23 protein-coding genes are annotated in these 23,594 nt (G+C 35.6%); 16 read left to right on the forward strand and 7 right to left on the reverse strand.

Annotated features, from left to right (window positions below):
- The 4 genes from ACODST_RS19020 to ACODST_RS19035 form a co-directional block, all read right to left on the reverse strand.
- On the reverse strand, window positions 1-121 hold a 121-nt coding region (locus ACODST_RS19020; protein WP_488933764.1), incomplete at its 3' end, for a class I lanthipeptide.
- A 10-nt stretch (window positions 122-131) separates the two neighbouring features.
- Entirely contained in the window at window positions 132-302 is a 171-nt protein-coding gene (locus ACODST_RS19025) for a class I lanthipeptide (RefSeq protein ID WP_488933672.1), read from the reverse strand.
- A complete protein-coding gene (locus ACODST_RS19030; RefSeq protein WP_488933673.1) occupies window positions 302-493 on the reverse strand; it encodes a class I lanthipeptide in 192 nt (63 codons plus the stop codon). Before ACODST_RS19030 ends, ACODST_RS19025 begins: the two co-directional genes overlap by 1 nt.
- 735 nt (window positions 494-1,228) lie before the next feature.
- Window positions 1,229-3,052 carry a helix-turn-helix domain-containing protein gene (locus tag ACODST_RS19035; RefSeq protein WP_488933674.1) on the reverse strand — a complete coding sequence of 608 codons (1,824 nt, stop codon included), beginning with the start codon at window positions 3,050-3,052 and terminating at the stop codon, window positions 1,229-1,231.
- A gap of 169 nt (window positions 3,053-3,221) precedes the next feature.
- On the opposite strand from ACODST_RS19035, the gene ACODST_RS19040 reads away from it, so the two are divergent.
- The gene (locus ACODST_RS19040) at window positions 3,222-3,383 is read left to right on the forward strand and encodes a class I lanthipeptide (RefSeq protein WP_488933675.1); all 162 of its coding nucleotides are present in this window, start codon (window positions 3,222-3,224) and stop codon (window positions 3,381-3,383) included.
- A gap of 161 nt (window positions 3,384-3,544) precedes the next feature.
- Here ACODST_RS19040 and ACODST_RS19045 read toward each other — a convergent pair whose 3' ends face one another.
- Window positions 3,545-4,096, reverse strand: a complete 552-nt coding sequence (locus tag ACODST_RS19045) for a hypothetical protein (protein WP_488933676.1) — start codon at window positions 4,094-4,096, stop codon at window positions 3,545-3,547.
- 117 nt (window positions 4,097-4,213) lie between these two features.
- Here ACODST_RS19045 and ACODST_RS19050 point away from each other — a divergent pair, with 117 nt between their 5' ends.
- The 6 genes from ACODST_RS19050 to ACODST_RS19075 all read left to right on the forward strand — a co-directional run bounded on the left by ACODST_RS19050 (window position 4,214) and on the right by ACODST_RS19075 (window position 13,218).
- A complete protein-coding gene (locus ACODST_RS19050) occupies window positions 4,214-6,988 on the forward strand; it encodes a 2-oxoglutarate dehydrogenase E1 component (RefSeq protein ID WP_488933677.1) in 2,775 nt (924 codons plus the stop codon).
- Between the two features lie 76 nt (window positions 6,989-7,064).
- Entirely contained in the window at window positions 7,065-8,297 is a 1,233-nt protein-coding gene (odhB, locus tag ACODST_RS19055) for a 2-oxoglutarate dehydrogenase complex dihydrolipoyllysine-residue succinyltransferase (protein ID WP_488933678.1), read from the forward strand.
- A 209-nt stretch (window positions 8,298-8,506) separates the two neighbouring features.
- Complete coding sequence (locus ACODST_RS19060; RefSeq protein WP_488933679.1) at window positions 8,507-10,960, forward strand: TonB-dependent siderophore receptor; 2,454 nt, start codon at window positions 8,507-8,509, stop codon at window positions 10,958-10,960.
- A gap of 55 nt (window positions 10,961-11,015) precedes the next feature.
- On the forward strand, window positions 11,016-11,348 hold the full coding sequence (locus ACODST_RS19065) for a hypothetical protein (RefSeq protein WP_488933680.1): 333 nt from the start codon (window positions 11,016-11,018) through the stop codon (window positions 11,346-11,348).
- Window positions 11,349-11,362: 14 nt separating this feature from the next.
- The gene (locus ACODST_RS19070; protein WP_488933681.1) at window positions 11,363-11,662 is read left to right on the forward strand and encodes a hypothetical protein; all 300 of its coding nucleotides are present in this window, start codon (window positions 11,363-11,365) and stop codon (window positions 11,660-11,662) included.
- A 5-nt stretch (window positions 11,663-11,667) separates the two neighbouring features.
- Entirely contained in the window at window positions 11,668-13,218 is a 1,551-nt protein-coding gene (locus ACODST_RS19075; RefSeq protein ID WP_488933682.1) for a PepSY-associated TM helix domain-containing protein, read from the forward strand.
- Window positions 13,219-13,282: 64 nt separating this feature from the next.
- Here the strand turns inward: ACODST_RS19075 and ACODST_RS19080 are convergent, their stop codons facing one another.
- On the reverse strand, window positions 13,283-13,630 hold the full coding sequence (locus ACODST_RS19080; RefSeq protein WP_488933683.1) for a toxin-antitoxin system YwqK family antitoxin: 348 nt from the start codon (window positions 13,628-13,630) through the stop codon (window positions 13,283-13,285).
- Between the two features lie 211 nt (window positions 13,631-13,841).
- A complete protein-coding gene (locus ACODST_RS19085) occupies window positions 13,842-14,837 on the reverse strand; it encodes a TlpA family protein disulfide reductase (RefSeq protein WP_488933684.1) in 996 nt (331 codons plus the stop codon).
- 158 nt (window positions 14,838-14,995) lie between these two features.
- Between ACODST_RS19085 and aspS the strand changes: the two genes are divergently transcribed.
- The 9 genes from aspS (at window position 14,996) to ACODST_RS19130 (ending at window position 23,593) form a co-directional block, all read left to right on the forward strand.
- Entirely contained in the window at window positions 14,996-16,747 is a 1,752-nt protein-coding gene (gene aspS, locus ACODST_RS19090; protein ID WP_488933685.1) for an aspartate--tRNA ligase, read from the forward strand.
- 303 nt (window positions 16,748-17,050) lie between these two features.
- On the forward strand, window positions 17,051-17,245 hold the full coding sequence (locus ACODST_RS19095; RefSeq protein WP_007137066.1) for a cold-shock protein: 195 nt from the start codon (window positions 17,051-17,053) through the stop codon (window positions 17,243-17,245).
- Between the two features lie 239 nt (window positions 17,246-17,484).
- Window positions 17,485-17,850, forward strand: a complete 366-nt coding sequence (locus ACODST_RS19100; RefSeq protein ID WP_488933686.1) for an NADH-quinone oxidoreductase subunit A — start codon at window positions 17,485-17,487, stop codon at window positions 17,848-17,850.
- Between the two features lie 159 nt (window positions 17,851-18,009).
- Window positions 18,010-18,558, forward strand: a complete 549-nt coding sequence (locus ACODST_RS19105) for an NADH-quinone oxidoreductase subunit B (protein WP_289664363.1) — start codon at window positions 18,010-18,012, stop codon at window positions 18,556-18,558.
- Window position 18,559: 1 nt separating this feature from the next.
- On the forward strand, window positions 18,560-19,081 hold the full coding sequence (locus ACODST_RS19110) for an NADH-quinone oxidoreductase subunit C (protein WP_488933687.1): 522 nt from the start codon (window positions 18,560-18,562) through the stop codon (window positions 19,079-19,081).
- A gap of 21 nt (window positions 19,082-19,102) precedes the next feature.
- On the forward strand, window positions 19,103-20,341 hold the full coding sequence (locus ACODST_RS19115; RefSeq protein WP_091490525.1) for an NADH-quinone oxidoreductase subunit D: 1,239 nt from the start codon (window positions 19,103-19,105) through the stop codon (window positions 20,339-20,341).
- 148 nt (window positions 20,342-20,489) lie between these two features.
- Window positions 20,490-21,020: a complex I 24 kDa subunit family protein gene (locus ACODST_RS19120; RefSeq protein WP_057115709.1), complete on the forward strand. Its 531-nt coding sequence runs from the start codon at window positions 20,490-20,492 to the stop codon at window positions 21,018-21,020.
- Window position 21,021: 1 nt separating this feature from the next.
- Window positions 21,022-22,392 (forward strand): NADH-quinone oxidoreductase subunit NuoF, encoded by a 1,371-nt coding sequence (nuoF, locus tag ACODST_RS19125; RefSeq protein ID WP_488933688.1) that lies wholly within the window; start codon window positions 21,022-21,024, stop codon window positions 22,390-22,392.
- A 169-nt stretch (window positions 22,393-22,561) separates the two neighbouring features.
- Window positions 22,562-23,593, forward strand: coding sequence for an NADH-quinone oxidoreductase subunit G (locus tag ACODST_RS19130; protein ID WP_488933689.1), 1,032 nt, complete (start codon window positions 22,562-22,564; stop codon window positions 23,591-23,593).
- The last annotated feature ends 1 nt before the right edge of the window (window position 23,594 follow it).

The following is a 23,594-nucleotide window of genomic DNA, read 5'->3' on the forward strand; positions in this document are numbered from 1 at the left end:
CCGAATTGGTATCGCCGTCGTCTTTTACTCCTCCGTTAACATTTCTTAACTGATCGATGTTTAATTCTGTAACAGCCGCTTTATTAAAAGCCAGTCTGTGAGTTGGTTTTACGTTTTTCATATTAATTGATTTAAAGATTTACAATCGTTATTTTAGTTAATACCGGATTGCAGATACAGCCCGAATTGGTATCGCCGTCGTCTTTTACTCCTCCGTTAACATTTCTTAACTGATCAATGTTTAATTCTATAACAGCCGCTTTATTAAAAGCCAGTCTGCTGGTTGGTTTTACGTTTTTCATTATATTAAATTAGGTTTAATAATGGTTATTTTGGTTAAAACAGGGTCGCAAACACAGCCTGAACAAGGGTTTGTTTCCTCGTCATGACCTTTTATTCCTGTGCCTCCGTTTACATTTCTTAATTGCTGAATGTTTAATTCTGTAACAACGGCTTTGTTAAAAGCCAGTTTGTTCTGGTTTTGTTTTTTCATTGTGTTTAGATTTAATTGTTAAATATTTTTATGCAATAATGTGATATTCTGAATTATTAATTCTGATAGAGTATACACCGGACTGGCTAAAAAAATTTTAGCGGGATCTAATGAAAAACAAGAATTCCAAATAAGTAAAGACTGATCTAAATTTTGATCATTCCCCAAATTGAGGCACCAGAAACTGGTCCCGGATAAACTCCGGATTTACTTAAAAAGTTTTGCAATTCGTTTTTTTAGTTTGTAAAACAGAGACTTGGGCTGTTTTACAGTATCGTGATCTTCAATTTTAAAAATTGAATTCCTGCTGAGCCTTTTTGGGCCTGATTGATTACTCTTAGTCATACTTTTTTCTTTTGGCTAACAAGTAATGCTTTGTAGAAGTACTTTAGAAATAGTAAAAAAAACTTTTATTAAAGACATTTTTTTTTACTTTTGTAGAAGTAATTTCTGGCAACTTGTTAGTAATTACGTTTTTGTTAAATCACTTATAAAACAGAGTCTCCACACTCTGTTTTATTTTTTTACTTTAGTTTTGTTTTTGAAGTGGCTACTCGTTTTCACTTTCGCCACCCTTCAAAACCAAAGTCGAAACTAATCTGCTTTTTCGATTAATTTCTGAGACAAAGTAAAAAGCTTTTTTCCTGAAAAAAAAATGAAAAACCCCCATATTTATAAAATAAGGGGGTACATATTAGCTTTCAATGAATTGATTTTAAGCAAGTTACAACAAAACTATTTGTTTTCGCTTTCTTTCATCTGATTTATCTTTTTTATATAAATTGAGGGGCTTATTCCGGTTGCAATCTTAAAATATTTGGTAAAAGATTCTGGACTTTTATACCCAATTTCTTCTGCAATGGCATTAATTGAATAGGATCTTAACTTGACATTATTCTTCAATTCTATAATAATATAGTTAATTCTAAGCTCATTTACATAGGAACTGAAGTTTTTATCCAGCTCACTATTTACAATCTTCGAGAGATAAGCAGTATTTGTTTTTAGTCTTTTTGCCACATTATGCAGGGTAAAATCCTGTCTTAGGAACAGTTTTTTCTCTTCAAGCTTAATCAGTTTGTCCAGTATTTCTGTCCTTGTTTCATCTTTTATGATAAAGTTACTGTTATTAGCCTCTTCAAGATCAGCAGTATCGGCAGTTTCATCCATTATTAAACTGTCAGACGGACTGTTAATAGTAACAATACTATTATTATGAAGAAATTCGGTTTCAAACTCTTCTTCCGGCTGATCAGGTTCTACAGCTTCATCTTCAGCAACCGAAACTACATTTTGCTGAATTTCATCAGGGCCTTTAGGGTTTTGGTTCTCAAAATTTCTGATTTTAAGCAATAATTCTTCAAATTTTACCTGATTTTGTATCGATTCCTTTCTTCTTTTAATAAAGAAGCCTATAAATAATAGTATTAAAAAGCTTGTTACACCCAATAATATCCATTTTTGGTTCTTTTGTTCCGTTTCTCTTTCCTTACTTTCATTGATATCAATCTTATGTAAGTGATCTATAGCTTCGATTCGCTTCTCACCTATTTTTTTTGATTTTTCAATAAACTGGCTGTAGTAATAGTTGGATTCGGAAAAGTTTTCGATGGATTTATAGTTTTCAGCCAGTAAGTAGTAGATCTCAGAGAGTTTTTCAACCGGCACAGCAGACTGGGGTTCGTTTTTAATAACCGCCTTTAAAATATCGATGGCTTTGTTATATTCTTTTTGCAGTGAATACAATTTGGAAATCCTGATATTAATTTCTGTTATCAGATTATTGCTTTCAACTTTCTGTGCAATAGCCAGCGCTTTATCGAAGGTTAATTTGGCATTTTCAAAGTCCTTTTTATCAAGGTAAATTAAGCCCAATTGTTCCAAAAAGTGAACTTCATGCTCATTTAAGCTGTTTTTTTGCGATTCTTCTATACCGCTTTTTATAAAAACATAGGCTGAATCCTGTTTATTTAAATTAATATAAGTTCGTACCAAACCTAATTTAATATCGAGTCTGCTTACATTATCAAATCCTTTTTTGGATAAATTCTCTTTATAGATTTTTAAAGCTTCCTGATACCTTTCTAATTCATAAGCAATACTGCCTTTTTTTATAGATATATAGTTGTAAGCATTAATATCATTGAGTTTTTTAGATAAGGTCACACATTCTTCATAAAGCGTGAGTGCCTCCTGGAAATCAAATTCATTAAAAAGATAGTTCGCTTTATTGATTTTAAAGACCATTTCCAGTCTTTCATCATCGATGGAACCTGCTTTTTGAATGGCTTTGTCAAAATAATAAAAAGCGCTGTCTTTTTGGGTTAAAGCTCCGCTCAGGTCAGCCAGAAAACAATATGATTTAGCTTCTTCTACCACTAAATCATTGGCTTTGGCGTATTTTAAAACCTTATGACAATAGTATTTTGCTTTGCTGGGGTTGTTGTATAATAAGTTTTTGACGGAATCTTTATAGGTTTCAATTTTATTTTGGGCAAAAACACTAAAATTGATGGTAAACAATAAAATTAAGCCGAACACCTTATTTACTACATTCATATTGATTTATTTTAAAGTAAAAACTTAAAAATCAAGCAATTACATCGTTTCTGGATTGAACTATTTTTATAAATCTGGGGATTTATGACTTTTTTCAGTGGTATTTTTGAGATAATTTCACAACATGATTTCAAAACCTATTCAAAACCAATTTTAAAACCCAAAGATTATGAAAAAAAATAACTTAAAAAAATTAGTGTTAAAAAAAACTAATATTACAGAATTAAATTCAGATCAGGCAAGATTAATTGTAGGAGGAACCAGCACTATTGTTCCTGCTCCGGAGCACACAGATCCCCGAAGCATGTATTCGATGTTCTGCGTTATTTAAAGACCCCCTTTATAAATGAAAAGAGCGACTCGACTGAGCCGCTCTTTTTGCTTATATACCCTATCTAAAAAAACTGTTTTCTTACTTCGTCAACAATTTTATGTAATCACTATATTTAAAATTGCAGTATCTCGGTCCCGATAACTTATGGGGATAGTAACTTAGAAATAAACCCTCACAAAGGGCATAAATCCGGATCCGTAAAGACTTCTGTCCGGATCATACAGCACGTCATACCGGGCACCAATGGTAACGTTTCCGGTTCTGTAACCTGCCCCCAGATACAAGGCTGTATTCCAGTAACTATCAGAAAAAGCCGGTCTGTTGATATTCGATTCGTATCGGGTATCCACTCTTACCTGTTCTAGTTCTGCAGACAGCTGCACTTCAGGAATTGGGTTTACAAGCGTAATTAAACTTCCGCCATAAACATACGATTCATAATAATTTTTTGAAGATAAATAACCAAACTGAAGTCCCACTCCAACGGCAAAAATTTCGTTAACATTGTAAATGGCGCTTGGCATGACCGAAATGTCAGTATATCCTGACCCTATCCCTAAGCCCAGGCCGCCCCCAAACTGGACTTTTTCCCAAAAATGGTTTTTATTGTCAATAACATAAGTCTGCTGGGCAATTGTATAACTTGAGAATAAGACTGTCAAAATCACAAAAAAATATCTGCAATCGATTGAAAATTGAATTTTATTCATAGTTAACGTTTATTTTAACAAATTTTTACGTAAAAGTACGTAAAAAAAAGATTTAAATAAATGTGATTGTTGTACTTTTGCCTTTCTAATATAACAAAAAGTATATTCACTCATATTATGGATAGGTTTTCATTTTTAAACGCAGCGCATACCGAGTTCTTTGCACAATTATACGATCAATATTTAGTTAACCCAGACAGCGTTGAGCCTAGCTGGAGAAGTTTCTTTCAGGGTTTCGACTTTGGACAAACAACTTATAACGACGAAAATCCAGTGCAGACTATCGTTGAGTACGTGACTAGCGATAACACAGATTACAGTCAGGTTTCAGAAAAACTAAAAAAAGAATTCAACGTTCTGAAATTAATCGACGGATACCGTACGCGCGGCCATTTATTCACTAAAACAAATCCGGTTCGTGATCGCAGACAGTCATCACCTACTTTAGATATTGAAAACTTCGGATTATCTGCAGCTGATCTTTCAACTGTTTTTGATGCTGCTCAGACAATCGGAATGCAGCCATCTTCTTTACAAGATATTGTAAACCGCCTTAAAACTATTTACTGCCAGCATATTGGTATTGAATATATGTATATTAGAAATCCTGGCGTTGTAAAATGGATTCAGGATAAATTGTCTGTAAATGTTAATCAGCCAAATTTCTCTACAGAAGAAAAGAAAACCATCTTAAATAAATTAAACGAAGCGGTTTCTTTTGAGAACTTCCTTCACACTAAATATGTGGGACAAAAACGTTTCTCATTAGAAGGAGGAGAATCTATCATCCCGGCTTTAGACGCTTTAATTGAGCAAGCAGCTGAAAAAGGTGTTGAACAATTCGTAATGGGAATGGCTCACCGTGGTCGTTTGAACGTTTTGGCAAACATCTTCGGAAAATCTACTCAGGATATCTTTGGTGAGTTTGACGGAAAAGATTACGATCAGGAATATTTTGACGGTGACGTAAAATACCACTTAGGTCTTACTGCCGACAGAAAAACAAGATCCGGAAAAAGCATCAACATCAATTTAGCACCAAACCCTTCTCACTTAGAAACAGTTGGGGCTGTAATTGAAGGTATTACAAGAGCAAAACAAGACAAATATTTTGCCGATGATTTCTCTAAAGTATTACCAATCGCTGTTCACGGAGATGCTGCTATCGCAGGTCAGGGTATTTTATACGAAATCATTCAAATGGCACAATTAGATGGTTACAAAACCGGAGGAACAATCCACATTGTAATCAACAACCAGGTTGGATTTACGACTAACTATTTAGATGCTCGTTCTTCTACTTATTGTACAGACGTTGCTAAAGTAACTTTATCTCCGGTATTACACGTAAATGCTGACGATGCTGAGGCAGTCGTACATGCTGTATCTTTTGCATTAGACTACAGAATGCAGTTTGGACGTGACGTATTTATCGACCTTTTAGGATACAGAAAATACGGTCATAACGAAGGTGACGAACCTCGTTTTACACAGCCAGTTTTATACAAAATCATTGCTAAACACAAAAACCCAAGAGACATCTACGCTGAGAAATTATTATCTGACGGCGTAATCGATGCTTCTTATGTAAATGGTTTAGAAAAACAATACAAATCGGCTTTAGAAGAAAACTTAGAAGCTTCCCGTAAAAAAGATTTGACTATCATTACGCCATTCATGAAAAACGAATGGGAAGGATTTGTTCAGGTAACTGATACGCAAATGCTTCAAAAAGTGGATACTACTTTTGCTAAAGAAGGCTTAGATTCTATCATCAACACGATCTCAACTTTACCAGAAGACAAAAAGTTCATCAATAAGATCACTAAAATTGTTACAGACAGAAAAGTGGGTTACGACAACAATACACTTGACTGGGGAACTGCTGAAGCATTGGCTTACGGTTCACTTTTAACAGAAGGATTTGATGTTCGTATTTCTGGTCAGGATGTGGAGCGTGGTACTTTCTCTCACCGTCATGCAGTAGTAAAAGTGGAAGATTCTGAAGAAGAAGTAATTCTTTTAGATGCAATCGAAAACAAAAAAGGAAAATTCGGAGTATTCAACTCTCTTTTATCTGAATATGGTGTTCTAGGTTTTGATTACGGATATGCATTAGCAAATCCAAAAGCCTTAACCATCTGGGAAGCACAATTTGGAGATTTCTCTAACGGTGCTCAAATCATGATTGACCAATATATTTCTTGTGGAGAAGATAAATGGAACAACCAAAATGGTATTGTGATGTTATTGCCTCACGGATACGAAGGTCAGGGTGCTGAACACTCTTCTGCAAGAATGGAACGTTACCTGCAGCTTTGTGCAAGACATAATATGTATGTTGCAGATTGTACAACGCCTGCCAACTTCTTCCACTTGTTGAGAAGACAAATGAAAACAAACTTCCGTAAACCGTTAGTAGTTTTCTCTCCAAAAAGTTTACTACGTGATCCAAGATGTGTATCTACAGTGGATGAATTAGCAAATGGAAGCTTCCAGGAAACAATTGACGATACTACTGTAGATAAAAAGAAAGTAAAAACTTTAGTTTTCTGTACGGGTAAATTCTACTACGATATTGTGGCTGAAAGAGAAAACAACGGAAGAAATGACGTTGCAGTGGTTCGTATCGAGCAATTATTCCCTTTCCCTGTTGAGCAGATTAAAGAAATCATCGCGAAGTATCCAAATGCTGATGATTATGTTTGGGCACAAGAAGAACCTAAAAACATGGGAGCTTACAGCTTTATGTTAATGAACTTTGATCTTGTAAAATGGAGATTAGCTTCATTAAAAGCATACTCTGCTCCGGCATCAGGAAGTTACACACGTGCAAAACGTCGTCATGCAGATGCAATTAGAATGGTATTCGATAAAAATTTATTCAGATAATAAAAAAAATGTTTCAAGTTTCAATCCCGATAGCTATCGGGACTGAAACCATAAAAACCTTAAACAAAGAAATAAGATGATTTTAGAAATGAAAGTCCCATCACCAGGGGAGTCAATAAAAGAAGTTGAGATTGCAACTTGGTTAGTAAAAGACGGAGATTATGTAGAAAAAGATCAAGCAATTGCTGAAGTTGATTCAGATAAAGCTACTCTTGAATTACCTGCTGAAATGAGCGGTGTAATTACACTAAAAGCTGAAGAAGGTGATACAGTAGCAGTAGGTGCTGTAGTTTGTTTAATCGATACAGATGCTGCAAAACCAGCAGGTGCTGCATCAGAAGCTCCAGCAGCAGAGGCACCAAAAGCGGAAGCTCCTAAAGCTGAGGCTCCAAAGGCGGAACCAGTTCAGGCTCCGGCAGCAACAAGTTATGCAGCGGGAACTCCATCTCCGGCAGCAAGAAAAATATTAGACGAGAAAAATATTGCTCCGGCAACTGTAACAGGAACTGGTAAAGGCGGAAGAATCACTAAAGATGATGCTGTAAATGCAGTACCTTCTATGGGAACTCCAACTGGTGGAAGCCGTGGAACTGAGCGTACAAAATTATCTATGTTACGTCGTAAAGTAGCAGAAAGATTGGTTTCAGCTAAAAATGAAACGGCTATGCTGACTACTTTCAACGAAGTAAACATGACGCCAATTAACCAAATTCGTAACGAATACAAAGATGCTTTCAAAGCTAAACATGGTGGTTTAGGTTTAGGTTTCATGTCATTCTTTACAAAAGCGGTTACAAGAGCATTACAATTATATCCGGATGTTAACTCAATGATGGATGGTGATTACAAAATCGCTTATGATTTTGCTGATATCTCAATCGCGGTTTCCGGACCAAAAGGTCTAATGGTTCCTGTTGTTCGTAATGCTGAATTATTAACTTTCCGCGGAATTGAAGCTGAAATCAAAAGATTAGCTTTAAGAGCTCGTGACGGTCAAATTACAGTTGACGATATGACTGGAGGAACTTTCACAATCACTAATGGTGGTGTTTTCGGAAGTATGTTATCTACTCCAATCATCAACCCTCCTCAGTCAGGAATCTTAGGAATGCACAACATCATCGAGCGTCCAATCGCTGTAAATGGAAAAGTGGAAATCCACCCAATGATGTACGTTGCTCTTTCTTACGATCACAGAATCATTGACGGACGTGAGTCTGTTGGTTTCCTGGTTGCTGTTAAAGAAGCTTTAGAAAACCCGGTAGAATTATTGATGAATGGCGATGCTAAACGTGCTTTAGAGTTGTAATCAGTATACTTCCTTAAATATATAAAGCCTGTTCATTTATTTGAACAGGCTTTTTTTTTGATTCCGTCCAGCCTCTCAATAGAGACTTTCCTGTTAAAAAGGTGATTTTCACATTTTTTAAAGCATTTTATTTAGAATAAATAAGAACAACTTGTTTTGTTTCCATTCATACCCTACATTTGCGCTATCAAAATTAATTCTAAATAAAAATGAAATTTAAATTCACCATTTCTGTTCTAAGTTTTTGTTTTTTCCTGCTGGCAGGAACTACAATCTCAGCTCAGGAAAAAGCAGTCATTAAAGGAAAAATATCTTTAAGTGGTAACGAATCTCCTGAAGGAATTTCGGTAGCTTTAAAAGGTACCCGATTTGGAACTATCACCGATGACGAAGGCACTTATAAAATAAAAAACATTAAGCCAGGAACTTATACATTAAAAGTTTCAGGAGTTGGATATACCGCTATAGAAAAAAAGATCACCCTTGTCGAAGGTCAGGAATTAACTGAAAATTTTAATCTTACTTCAAATTCAGAAGAATTAACTGAGGTGGTTGTAAATGGTCGTAAAAATCAATTTGTACGCAAAGATAACCAGCAAGTTTCAAGATTACCTCTTAAGAACCTTGAAAATCCACAAGTATATACTACAATTACCGCAAGCGTTTTAAAAGAACAAGTAGTAACAACATTTGACGATGCTTTAAAAAATGCACCTGGCGTTACTCAGCTTTGGACTTCAACAGGTCGTGGCGGAGATGGAGCAAGTTATTACTCTTTAAGAGGATTTCCTGTTCAGGCAACCATTGTTAATGGTGTTCCCGGTTTAACAAACGGAAGTCTGGATCCGGCAAACATCGACAGAGTTGAAATCATTAAAGGTCCTTCCGGAACTTTATTTGGAAGCAGTTTAATTTCTTATGGCGGATTAATCAATACTACTACAAAAAGACCTTACAAAGGATTTGGCGGAGAAGTAAATTATACTGTTGGAAGTTATGGTTTAAACCGTGCAACTGTAGATCTTAACACATCACTTAACGATAAAAAAACACTTAATTTTAGAGTTAATTCGGCATACAACAAACAAAATAGTTTTCAGGATGCTGGTTTTATCGAATCCTTTTTTATTGCTCCATCATTATCTTATGAAGTTAATGATCGTTTATCTTTCTTAGTAAATACAGAATTCATGAGCAGCGAAACAACAAATCCAACTATGTTGTTTTTAGACAGAAGTAATCCTTTGAGAGTTCATAACATGGCTGAATTAAAATATGACAACAAACGTTCTTATACAAGCGATGAACTAACAATCAAAACGCCTTCTTATAATATTCAGGCTCAAATGAATTACAAGCTTTCCAGCCAATGGACTTCACAAACCATCTTCTCTACAAGTTCTGCTAAGTCCACTGGAAATTATGCTTATTTATATGAAGGAACCAGTGATCCTACACTTTCTTCTATTACGGAAGGTATTGTTTTAGCAAGATTTTTCAATTACCAAGACAACAAAACCACCACCTTTGATGTACAACAAAACTTCATTGGCGATTTTAAAATCGGAAGTTTAAGAAACAGACTTGTTGTTGGTTTAGATTACTTCAACAGAGTGGGACTTGATCGTGGAACAGGATACTTTGGAAATGGGTATGTTTACATTGGAGACGATTTAGCATCATTTAACGCAATTTTTGGTCCTTCAAATGGCGATACAGGAGATTTAACAAAAGCTGGATCTGACGCTATTGTAGGAAACAGCCCAAGAAATAACAGCAAAACAAAACAAGAAGTTTATAGCGCTTATGTATCCGATGTGATCAACTTTACCCCTGCTCTTTCTGCAATGGTAAGTTTACGTGTTGACCGTTTTATGAATGGTGGAAGTACTGCAACAGATGAAGACGATTACAACCAAACATCTTTGTCTCCAAAATTCGGATTGGTTTATCAGCCAATTATTGACAAAGTATCTCTTTTTGCAAACTACATGAATGGTTTTTCAAACGTATCTCCAAGCGAAAACGTAAATGGAACTGTAAGAACTCCTGTAACATTTGACCCTGAACATGCAAACCAATTAGAATTTGGTACAAAACTAAATCTTTTTAAAGATAAACTTTATGCTACTTTAAGTTACTACGACATTAAAGTTTCAAATATGGTTTACAGTGTAAGACCAAACGCTACAGATGTAACTAATTACCAGGACGGTGGACAGCACAACAAAGGTTTTGAAGCTGAATTTATTGCTAACCCGATAGCTGGTTTAAACATTATCCTTGGCTACAGCTATAATGATGCAACCTTAACAAAAGGAGATGCTGATTTCGTAGGATTTAGACCAGAAAGCTCAGGAGCTTACAATTTGGCTAACTTATGGGCCAGCTATAAATTTACCAATGGATTACTAAGAGGATTCGGTTTAGGTTTTGGAGGAAATTATGTTGGCGACAATAAAATCATGAACAGATCTGTTTCAGGAACATTTACAATTCCAGAATATACTGTACTAAACTCTTCTTTATTTTACAACACTGAGAGATTTGGTATTACACTAAAATTAAACAACATTGCAAACAAAGAAATCTATGACGGATGGTCTACAATACATCCGAAAGATCCTAGAACTTTTGCTGCAAGTTTTACTTATAAATTCTAATAAATAAAAACACCTTTCTTTAAATGGAAAGGTGTTTTTTAAATTTTTATAAATTATGATAACAATAGCAAGCCTTATCGTTTTTTTAGCTTTTTATACGCTTTATTACACCTCAAAAAGAGCGGCCTTGTCTTATGATTTAGGTTTTGAAAAATGGATGCAGAAAAATCCGAAACAGACTAAAATTACCGGATTGGTTCTTTTAGCTGCGGCTTATGCTATGTGGCTTTTTACACAGTCTTTAGGCTGCGGCACTTTAATGTTTTTTATTCAGCTGATGACTATTGGAAGCTTAATTATCATTCTTACCCCTTTAAAAAAAGTAAACAGTAAAGCTCTTTTAGCACTTTTGATTATCATTGCTTTACTTGAATTTTATTATAACTAACCTATACCTGACCAATGCCGGCAAATCCAAAATATTTAAATCCGTCTTTCTGGCCTCGTTTTGCTAAGATAACAGCAGCAATTCTCGGCGGATACTTTGTTTCTGTTACTTTTCATTTAGCCATTGCTTCCTGGTTTAACCGTCCTGAAGTACTTATGACGACCGCTTTCACAGGATTTATTCTTTGGGTTGTATTGATGGTACTGGCATTTTTAGCAAAAAGCGGATGGAAAATATGGGGTATCTATATTCTTCTTACCTTAGTTTTTTCTCTAGTAATTTATCTTGGTCAAACTTATAATACTGCTGTGTAATACTTATGAATAACCGTCATTACAATATCTATTTCCATACACATACCGTTAGCGGAATTGTGATCAGTGTTTTGCTTTTTGTTATCTTTTTTGCAGGATCTTTTTCTTTTTTCAGGGATGAAATCATCAATTGGGAAAGAAGTGAATCTACTGCTGTTACAAGAGAAATACAATTAGACTACAATGCTGCTTTAGAAAATCTTGACAAAAAATACGTTTTACACGGAAGAAACATTACGATTTCTAAACCTTCTGTAGAAAACAGGGTTGCCGTTTATATGGAAGGCACCAAAGACACCCTGGCTCCGGCCAAACAAAAAGAAGGTTCTTTCTTTTACTTAGACAATAAAAACTTTAAATCCTATACTTACGAAGAATCTTATTCGTTAGGAGAACTTTTATACCGCCTGCATTTCTTTGCACAAATTCCTTATCCTGTCGGATATTACCTTTCCGGTTTTACAGCTCTGTTTTTTCTGTTTGCTATAGTAACCGGTCTGTTACTGCACTGGAAAAAAATTGTTTCTAACTTTTATGTTTTCCGTCCAAAGGAAAAATTAAAAACATTATGGACAGACGCTCACACTGCTTTAGGAATGATCGGACTTCCGTTTCAGTTTGTATATGCCGTAACAGGAGCTTTTTTCATGATTAAACTTTTAATCGTGGCACCGGCTGTAATGACTCTTTATAAAGGCGATCAGGACAAACTGTACAAGGAACTCGAATATACAGATGCCGATTATAAATTTGAAAACAAAAAACTGGCAAACCCTTTTAACATTAATGAACTGACTGCAAAAGCAAAAAACAGCTGGGCCGATTTTGAAATTACGAGAGTATTCATTCAAAACTATGGCGATGCCAATATGCACGTTTTAATAGAAGGAGAATTACCAAGCCATAAAAAATTTACCGGAATTGGAAAAGTCGTTTACCGCATTGCTGACGGAAAAGAAGTAGCCCGTAAAAACCCGGTTACACAAAATGGCTATCTTGATGTGGTGAAGAATGTTTTATATCGTATTCATTTTGGCGATTACGGAGGTTATGCTTTAAAAATAGTAAGCTTTATTCTCGGGATCATTACCTGTTTTGTAATCATTTCAGGAGTTATGATCTGGCTGGTAGCAAGACAAAAAAACAATTTACCTGAAAGAAAAAAACGTTTTAATGCTGCTGTGGTTCGTATTTATCTTGCCATCTGCTTAAGTATGTATCCCGTTACAGCGTTAGCCTTTATTGGATCGAAAATTTTCTATCCTTTAAAACAATCGGATTTGTTTACTCTGTATTTTGGAAGCTGGCTGCTGCTGACAGTATTCTTTATCCTTAAAAAGAGTGATTCTTTTACCAATAAGTTCTGTTTAATTTCCGGAAGCATATTGGGCTTCCTGATTCCTGTGACCAACGGTATTGTTACCGGAGACTGGTTTTGGAGTTCGTTCATGCAGAACAAAATCCAGATTTTCTTTATTGATGTTTTCTGGATTGTACTGGCTTCACTTACACTTTACACCGCATATTCCTTAAAGTCTAAGAAACTTGAGAAATAATAATCATAAAAAAACCGTCCCGTTAAAAAACGGGACGGTTTTTTTATGATTTGTCGAAATCGGATTAATTTCGGTTTGCTAAAGCATTTTTCTGCGAATTTTTAACTGAACTCACTTTGTTATCTACATAAGCAACTTCACTTAAATTGTTTCCGTTAAAGAAAACCCATTTTCCGGTTTTTACTCCGTCTGTGTATTCCCCTACTGATTTTTTGTTTCCATTTTCATCATAAGATACCCAGACACCATCTAACTTACCGTCCTTAAAAAAACCTTCCTGCTGCACTTTTCCATTTTCATAATAATAGGTAGCTTTTACTTTGTTTCCAACAGCTTCCAATTCAGGCTTTACTTCCTGTGCAGCTAATATTCCAGAGAACAACAACGCTGCTAAAATTACACTCTTTTTCATGTCTTTAGGTATTAATGTTAAGAAATCATTATCAAATATAGTTAATAGTTTACATTAAAAAAACTTTTGCTTAACAATTTGGTAACATTGCATAAAAACTTAACATTGGAAATTATACCTAAATAAAAAAACCAGCGCTCAGGCACTGGTTTTACTGGTGTTTTTAGCTAAAAGCCCAAATCACGATAACGTTATAAATTTCGTAAATAAATTAGTTCAATAAGCTGTTTAATTGTTCCTGAAGCTTTGGATCAGAGGGTCTTGAAGCATCAGAGCTTACCACATTCCCGTTGGGATCAATCAAAATAAATCTTGGAATTCCGGTTACACCGTATTTTACAACAAAATCAGATTCCCAGTCTTTATCAGCAAATAATTGTATTCCGCCAAGGTTTTTATCGGTTACAAATTTTTTCCACTTTTCATTGTCCTTGGCTTTATCAATAGAAATACTCACGAATTCAATGTTTTTTCCGTGATACTTTTCTTCAATCTTTTGCAAATAAGGTATTTCGGCGCGGCACGGTGCACACCAGGTAGCCCAAAGATCAATATAAATGTATTTTCCTTTTAAATCGGTCAATTTTGTTTTACCTCCCTTAAAATTTTCATAATCAAACTGAGGAGAAGCTTTACCCATCAATTTTCGTGCATTGGCCGCACTTTCATATTCCTGAACTGCATACTGGTTAAAACTTTCAAAACTGGTTTTTAAGGCCGTTTTAAATTCAGGATCAAAATCACCTTTTTCCAGACTTTCAAAATCGGTTTTTTTCTTGTTTTCTAAAAGACTGCTAAACTCTGCCGCTTCTTTAAGAAAAGCTTCATTCTGAAATTTTTCATCTTTCAAAGCCTGCTGAGCCAGAAAATTACTTTCGTTTACTCCTTTTCCTTTGTAAACAATCGTTTCATCAAATTCTTTGGCATCCATAGTTAAGTTTACCTCCGAATTTGGCTTCAAATATAAACTTGACGATTCTGTTCCGTCAGAAAACATATAAAACCCTTTTGGCGCTTCAAAAGCAGCTGTAAAAACTCCTTTTTTATCAATTGGAATAACCTGCTTAAAATTATTTCTTCCTTTAATAACTAAAGTATCGCTGTTTCTGTTCGCAATTTTAGCCGTAAATTTTATCTGATTTGTAGTCTGTCCAATACCATTTAAAGCACTAAAAATCAAAAGACCCGTAACAAAAAGTTTTTTCATAGGTATATATTAGTTCGTTTTATGGATTCAAATCTAAAGAAATAACTGCTTCAAAATTTCAGAATTAACAAAATATTTAAAATTATAGACATCAAGTTTATCACTTTACTATATTATCTTGAATTTTGTATTTACTTTTGCAGTCTAAAATTGAGAATATGTATAGAAGTCATAATTGCGGCGAATTAAACGCTTCAAATATTAATACCGAAGTTACACTTGCGGGCTGGGTTCAAAAATCACGTGATAAAGGATTTATGAATTGGGTCGATCTACGCGACCGTTATGGAATTACACAACTTATTTTCGACGAAAGCCGTACTGATAAAACTGTTTTTGAACTGGCAAAAACTCTGGGAAGAGAATTTGTAATTCAGGTAAAAGGAACTGTTATTGAGCGTGAGGCCAAAAACAAAAATATTCCAACCGGTGAAATCGAAATTTTAGTTTCAGAATTAACAATTCTAAATACTGCTCTAACACCTCCATTTACAATTGAAGATGAAACAGACGGAGGTGAAGATATCAGAATGAAATACCGTTATCTGGATATCAGAAGAAATCCGGTAAAGAATAGTTTATTGTTCCGTCATAAAGTGGCAATGGAAGTTCGTAAATATCTTTCTGATTTGGATTTCTGCGAAGTCGAGACTCCTTACTTAATTAAATCGACTCCCGAAGGAGCGAGAGATTTTGTAGTTCCAAGCCGTATGAATGAAGGACAGTTTTACGCACTGCCGCAATCTCCGCAGACTTTCAAACAATTATTGATGGTAGGCGGAATGGATAAATATTTCCAAATCGTGAAATGTTTCCGTGATGAAGATTTACGTGCCGACCGTCAGCCAGAGTTTACTCAGATTGACTGCGAAATGGCCTTTGTGGAACAGGAAGATATTCTGAATGTTTTTGAAGGACTGACAAGACATTTATTAAAAGAAATTAAAGGTATTGAAGTAGACAAATTCCCAAGAATTACCTACGACTATGCTATGAAAACATACGGAAATGACAAACCGGACATTCGTTTCGGGATGAAATTTGGTGAGTTAAACGAATTTGCACAGCATAAAGAATTCCCGGTTTTTAATTCGGCCGAATTAGTTGTGGGAATTGCAGTTCCGGGAGCCGGAAATTATACCCGTAAAGAAATCGACGGATTGATTGACTGGGTTAAACGTCCGCAAGTTGGAGCGTCCGGAATGGTATATGTAAAATGTAACGAAGACGGAACTTTCAAATCATCTGTAGACAAATTCTATGATAATGAAGATTTAGCAAACTGGGCAAAAGCTACAGAAGCAAATCCCGGCGATATGATTTTTGTACTTTCTGGACCAGCCAACAAAACGCGTGCACAACTTTCAGCACTTCGTATGGAATTGGCCACTCGTTTAGGTTTACGTAATCCTGGAGAATTTGCGCCGTTATGGGTTGTTGATTTCCCATTATTGGAACTTGACGAAGAAAGCGGTCGTTATCATGCCATGCATCACCCGTTTACATCTCCAAAACCAGAAGATATGGCTTTGTTAGAAACAGAACCAGGAAAAGTTCGTGCTAACGCTTATGATATGGTTTTAAACGGAAACGAAATTGGAGGAGGCTCTATTCGTATTCACGATAAAGCTACGCAGCAGTTAATGTTTAAATATTTAGGTTTTAGCGAAGAAGAAGCAAAAGCACAATTTGGGTTCTTAATGGATGCCTTCCAGTTTGGAGCACCGCCTCACGGAGGATTGGCTTTTGGTCTGGATCGTTTAGTTGCCATCTTAGGAGGTCAGGAAACCATCAGAGATTTTATTGCCTTCCCTAAAAACAATTCAGGACGTGATGTTATGATAGATGCTCCGGCAGCCATTGATGATGCACAATTAAAAGAATTACATATAAAACTCGATACTATATAAATCTTATAGATTTTAAATACTTAAAAGGCGGCTGATGTTTTTCAGCCGCTTTTTTTATTCATAAATGTAAAAATAATCCTAAAACATACCTTTTTCCAATTATCAAATTCTTACAATTACCCTTTTTTTATATTCTTACAATTAATGATTCTCAAATATTGGTGTTCTATAAACAAATTGACGCAATAAACCACGTAAAAACACTGTAAATCAATAATTTTTACAAAATTTTAACAGGTATATGTCTTTTGTATGAATTTAAATATTACATTTGTTTTATTATAAATTATTATTACAATTACAATGCGTACAGGTACAGTAAAATTTTTCAATGAATCTAAAGGTTATGGATTCATTACAGACGAAGAAACAGGTAAAGACATCTTCGTTCACGCTTCAGGAATTAACGCGGAAGAATTACGCGAAGGTGACCGTGTAAGCTATGAAGAAGAAGAAGGAAGAAAAGGGAAAGTTGCTGCTAAAGTAGCAGTAATCTAAGAAAAATATAGCAATCTATTTTTTTTTGCCTCTGAACGGTTAAAAACGCCCCGAAGTATCGGGGCGTTTTTTTTGTCCTTTTCTTAAAAAAATATTAAAAAAACTACACGTTATTTATAATCAATAAAAATTACATATAAACGCGGTTTCATCGGCTACTTATACCCCCCTTTAGTTTGTGATTTACATCGTTGAAACCTATCTTTGTGGCTTATTCTTTAAGTAAAAAAGCGAAGCTTATGCAATCTGATCAATACAGTTACATTCCTATCTTAATGCAGTTCATCCTTGCGGTTGGATTTGTAGTAGGAACCATTATTATTTCTGGAAAATTAGGCCCTAGAAGAACCTCTGAAGTAAAAGATAAAAACTTCGAGTGCGGTATCGAATCTGTTGGTAATGCCCGTATTCCTTTTTCAGTAAAATATTTCCTGGTAGCCATTTTGTTTGTATTGTTCGACGTAGAGGTAATTTTCCTTTATCCATGGGCAATAAACTTCAAAGACCTGGGAATTGAAGGAATGTTAAAAATGATCGTTTTCATGTCTTTACTTTTAGTTGGTTTCTTCTATATCATTAAAAAGAAAGCCTTAGAGTGGGAATAAAAGCGATTTTAAATTTTAGATTTCTGATTTTAGATTGAAAGATCCGGAATTAAAATTTAAAATTTAAATTCAATTGAATTAATACTGATTTAAAAAATTGATTTTACCTTTTACGATTCCAAAATAATCTAAAATTTAAAATCAGAAATCTAAAATAAAATGAGCGATTCAAAAGTAAATATGGTTGCGCCGCCAGAAGGACTAAATGGAGAAGGTTTCTTCGCCACAAAACTTAGCGATGTTGTTGGTCTAGCAAGAGCCAACTCACTATGGCCGCTTCCTTTCGCAACTTCATGCTGTGGTATCGAATTCATGGCAACAATGGCATCTCATTACGATTTAGCACGTTTTGGATCTGAGCGTGTGAGTTTCTCTCCCCGTCAGGCAGATATGTTATTAGTAATGGGAACTATTTCAAAAAAAATGGCTCCAATTTTAAGACAGGTATACGAACAAATGGCAGAACCCCGCTGGGTTATTGCTGTTGGAGCCTGCGCTTCTTCAGGAGGGGTATTTGATACGTATTCCGTTCTTCAGGGAATTGACAAAGTAATTCCGGTTGACGTTTATGTGCCAGGATGTCCGCCAAGACCAGAACAAATTGTTGATGGTGTAATGAGACTTCAGGACCTGGTAAAAAGCGAATCTGTAAGAAGAAGAAGTTCTCCGGAATACCAAGAATTATTAGCTTCCTATAATATCTCATAAAATGGCTTTAGAAAACACCCTGATCCAAGATAAACTCACTGAAACATTTCATAACGATGTTTTCAACTTTCAGCAGGAAAGAGATATTTTTTCTTTAGAGGCTTCAGCTGATAAAATTACACCGTTGATTCTATTCCTTAAAAACGATCCTGAGTTAAAATTTCATTTCTTAACTGACTTATGCGGTATCCATTACCCGGACAACGAAAGTGAGCGTCAGTTTGCCGTTGTTTATCACTTACACAACTGGTATGAAAACAAAAGATTAAAAATCAAAGTTTTCTTAAACGGTGAAAAACCACAAATCAAATCGGTTTCAAATATCTTCTTAAGTTCAAACTGGATGGAAAGAGAGACTTTCGATTTCTACGGGATTGACTTTATTGGACACCCTCAATTGAAACGTATTTTAAATATGGACGAAATGGTGTCTCATCCTATGCGAAAAGAATTCCCAATGGAAGACAGCGGAAGAACCGACAAAGACGACAGATTCTTTGGAAGAACAACAACAAATTGCTAAAAAATAATTCAACATTATAAAATGTCAGAACTATTATTACCACCAGAGCATCGTTATGCTAAAATAATTAAGGAGAGACTTAACGAAGACGGAAGCGAACTTTCTGTTCTGAATTTAGGTCCTACACACCCTGCGACTCACGGTATTTTCCAAAATATCCTGTTAATGGATGGTGAAAAAATTCTGGAAGCTGAGCCAACTATTGGTTACATCCACAGAGCTTTCGAAAAAATTGCCGAGAATCGTCCTTTTTATCAAATTACACCTCTTACAGATCGTATGAACTATTGTTCCTCTCCTATTAATAATATGGGATGGTGGATGACAGTAGAGAAACTGTTGGGTATTGAAGTTCCTAAAAGAGCACAGTATTTAAGAGTTATCGTTATGGAGCTGGCTCGTATCACAGATCACATCATCTGTAACGGAATTTTAGGTGTAGATACTGGTGCGTATACTGGTTTCTTATACGTTTTTCAATTTAGAGAAAAAATCTACGAAATCTACGAAGAAATTTGTGGAGCCCGTTTGACTACCAATATGGGAAGAATCGGTGGTTTTGAAAGAGACTGGTCACCGGAAGTTTTCAAAAAACTAGATAAATTCCTGGAAGAATTCCCTCCGGTTTGGCAGGAATTCCAAAACTTATTCGAGAGGAACAGAATTTTCCTTGACAGAACTGTAAATGTAGGTGGAATCACTGCTGAAAAAGCAATGGCTTACGGATTTACAGGTCCAAACTTACGCGCTGCTGGAGTTGATTATGACGTTCGTGTTGCTCAGCCTTACTCCTCTTACGAAGATTTCGATTTTATCGTTCCTGTTGGAAAATCAGGAGATACTTACGATCGTTTCTGTGTTCGTAATGCTGAAGTTTGGGAAAGTTTAAGCATCATTCGTCAGGCGTTAGAAAAAATGCCTCCAGGAAACGAATATCACGCTGAAGTTCCGGATTACTACCTTCCTCCAAAAGAAGATGTTTACACTTCTATGGAATCTTTAATTTATCACTTTAAGATCGTAATGGGAGAAGTTCCTGTACCAGTTGCAGAAATTTATCACCCGGTAGAAGGAGGAAATGGAGAAATCGGTTTCTATTTAGTAACTGACGGAAGCAGAACTCCATATAGATTACATTTCAGAAGACCATGCTTTATTTATTATCAGGCATTCCCGGAAATGATTAAAGGTGCCATGCTTTCTGATGCAATTATCATTCTTTCAAGTTTGAACGTAATTGCAGGAGAATTAGACGCCTAAAAAGATTGCAGATTTTAGAACGTAGATTTCAGATTGGAAAATCTAAAATCTAAAATCAGAAATCTAAAATTAATAAAGATTGCAGAATATGGATTACGGACAAAGATTGAAAAAATCTAAAATCTAAAATCTAAAATCTAAAATAAAAATGGAACGTAAACATTACAAACAAGAAATAAACATGACCGAGGCATTGATGAACCGCATCAATGAATTGATCAGTCATTATCCTGAGGGCAAACAAAAATCGGCTTTACTGCCTGTTTTGCACGAAGTTCAGGATGCACACAACAACTGGCTTAGTATTGAACTGCAGGATAAAGTTGCCGAAATTCTTCAGATAAAACCAATTGAGGTTTATGAAGTGGTTACTTTCTATACGATGTTCAACCAGAAGCCTATTGGTAAGTATATGTTTGAGTTCTGCCAGACTTCTTGCTGCTGTTTAAGAGGTGCCGAAGATTTAATGGATTATACTTCTGAGAAATTAGGCATCAAAATGGGCGAAACAACTCCGGACGGAATGTTTACCATTGCGGGTGTAGAATGTTTAGGTGCCTGTGGATACGCTCCAATGATGCAGTTGGGTGATTTCTACAAAGAAAAACTGACAGAAGAAAAAATCGATCAGATCATTGCTGATTGTAGAGATGATAAAATAATATTACACGATAAATAAGATGTCACAAAAAATATTATTAGATAAAATCAATATTCCTGGAATTAAAACCTATGAAGTTTATCGCCAAAACGGTGGTTACGCTTCTGTAGAAAAAGCTTTAAAAACATTAACTCCGGACGAAGTAACTGAGGAAGTAAAAAAATCAGGATTACGTGGTCGTGGTGGTGCAGGTTTCCCTGCTGGAATGAAATGGAGCTTTATTGACAAAAAATCAGGAAGACCAAGACACTTAGTGTGTAACGCCGACGAATCGGAGCCAGGAACATTCAAAGATAGATTTTTGATGGAATACATTCCTCACTTATTAATCGAAGGAATGATTACTTCCAGCTACGCTTTGGGCGCTAACTTATCATATATCTACATTCGTGGAGAATATATGTGGGTTTTCAAAATTTTAGAAAGAGCAATCGCTGAGGCAAAAGCTGCAGGTTGGTTAGGAAAAAATATATTAGGAACAGGTTATGATCTTGAACTTCACGTTCACTGTGGAGCTGGAGCTTATATCTGTGGAGAAGAAACAGCATTAATCGAATCTTTGGAAGGTAAAAGAGGAAATCCTCGTATTAAACCACCTTTCCCAGCGGTTTCTGGTCTTTGGGCAAATCCAACAGTAGTAAACAATGTTGAAACTATTGCGACTGTGCCTTGGATTGTAAACAATTCTGGAGACGATTATGCAAAAATTGGTATTGGACGTTCTACTGGAACTAAATTAATTTCTGCTTCAGGGCACATCAAAAACCCTGGTGTTTATGAAATTGAATTAGGTTTAAGTGTTGACGAATTCATGAATTCTGATGAATATTTAGGAGGAATGTCTTCTGATCGTCCATTAAAAGCATTTGTACCGGGAGGTTCTTCGGTGCCAATCTTACCAGCTGAATTGATTTTCAAAACAGCAAATGGTGAAGATCGTTTAATGACTTACGAATCTTTAAGTGATGGCGGTTTTGCAACTGGATCTATGTTAGGTTCCGGAGGATTTATCGTTTACAACGACACTGCTTGTGTGGTAAGAAACACCTGGAACTTTGCTCGTTTCTACCACCACGAATCTTGTGGACAATGTACTCCTTGTCGTGAAGGAACAGGATGGTTAGAAAAAATCTTATGGAGAATCGAAAACGGTCAGGGCCGTGAAGAAGATATCGAATTATTGTGGAGCATTCAGAGTAAAATTGAAGGAAACACAATTTGTCCATTAGGAGACGCAGCTTCCTGGCCGGTAGCAGCTGCAATTCGTCACTTTAGAGATGAATTCGAATATCACGTTCGTTTCCCTGAAAAAATCAAAAATAGAGATCACTTTGTCGCTGAACCTTTTTCACAAGTGAAACATTTAGTTGGCGGTAAAGTAATCGTATAATATAAAAAGCAGAAAGTTATAAAGTTCATAATGTTAAAAAGGACAGCAATTCTTTTCAATATTCCGACTTTCAACAAAAAAGTTTAAAATAGTTTAAAGTTTCAAGTTTTTTTAGTTTCAAGTGAAAACGTGAAACCTGAAACCTGAAACTAAAAAAACAAATAAAGAGATGAAAGTAACCATAGACGGTCAAAGTATAGACGTAGAACCAGGAACAACGATCCTGCAGGCTGCACGTATGATTGGTGGAGATTTGGTGCCGCCAGCCATGTGCTATTACTCAAAATTAAAAGGCAGCGGCGGAAAATGCCGTTGTTGTTTAGTTGAAGTTTCCAAAGGTAGTGAAGCTGATCCAAGACCAATGCCAAAATTAATGGCATCTTGTGTAACAGGATGTATGGACGGAATGGAAGTAAACAGTAAATCTTCTGCCAGAGTTACCGAAGCGCGTAAATCTGTAACAGAATTTTTATTGATCAATCACCCATTAGACTGTCCAATTTGTGATCAGGCGGGAGAATGCGATCTTCAAAATTTAAGTTTTGAGCACGGAAACCCAAAATCACGTTATATTGAAGAGAAAAGAACATTTGAACCGGAAAATATTGGTCCAAATATTCAACTGCATATGAACCGTTGTATCTTATGTCAGAGATGTGTACAAGTGGCAGATCAATTAACAGACAACAGAGTTCACGGGGTATTAGATCGTGGTGACCATGCTAATATTTCTACCGGAATTTCCAAAGCTATCGACAATGAGTTCTCCGGAAACATGATTGACGTTTGTCCGGTTGGAGCTTTAACCGACAAAACTTTCCGTTTTAAATCAAGAGTCTGGTTTAACAAACCTTACAACGCACACAGAGAATGTACTACTCCGGGATGCTGCGGTAAAACTACTGTTTGGATGTTTGGTGGAGAAATTCAGCGTGTAACGGGTCGTAAAGACGAGTACCATGAAGTAGAAGAATTCATCTGCAACAGCTGTCGTTTTGATCACAAAGATGTTAATGACTGGGTAATTGAAGGTCCAAGAGAATTTGAAAAAGATTCTGTTATCAACCAAAATAACTATACTCAGAAATTAGAGAAAGTTACCATCGATACTGAAAAGAACATTCTTTTAGGTAGAGATATCGACCGTAAAAAAATTAGTATGGCAGCAATTCCATTAACTGATAAAGATCAAAAATTGTAAG

Source organism: Flavobacterium sp. FG19, assembly GCF_057809475.1.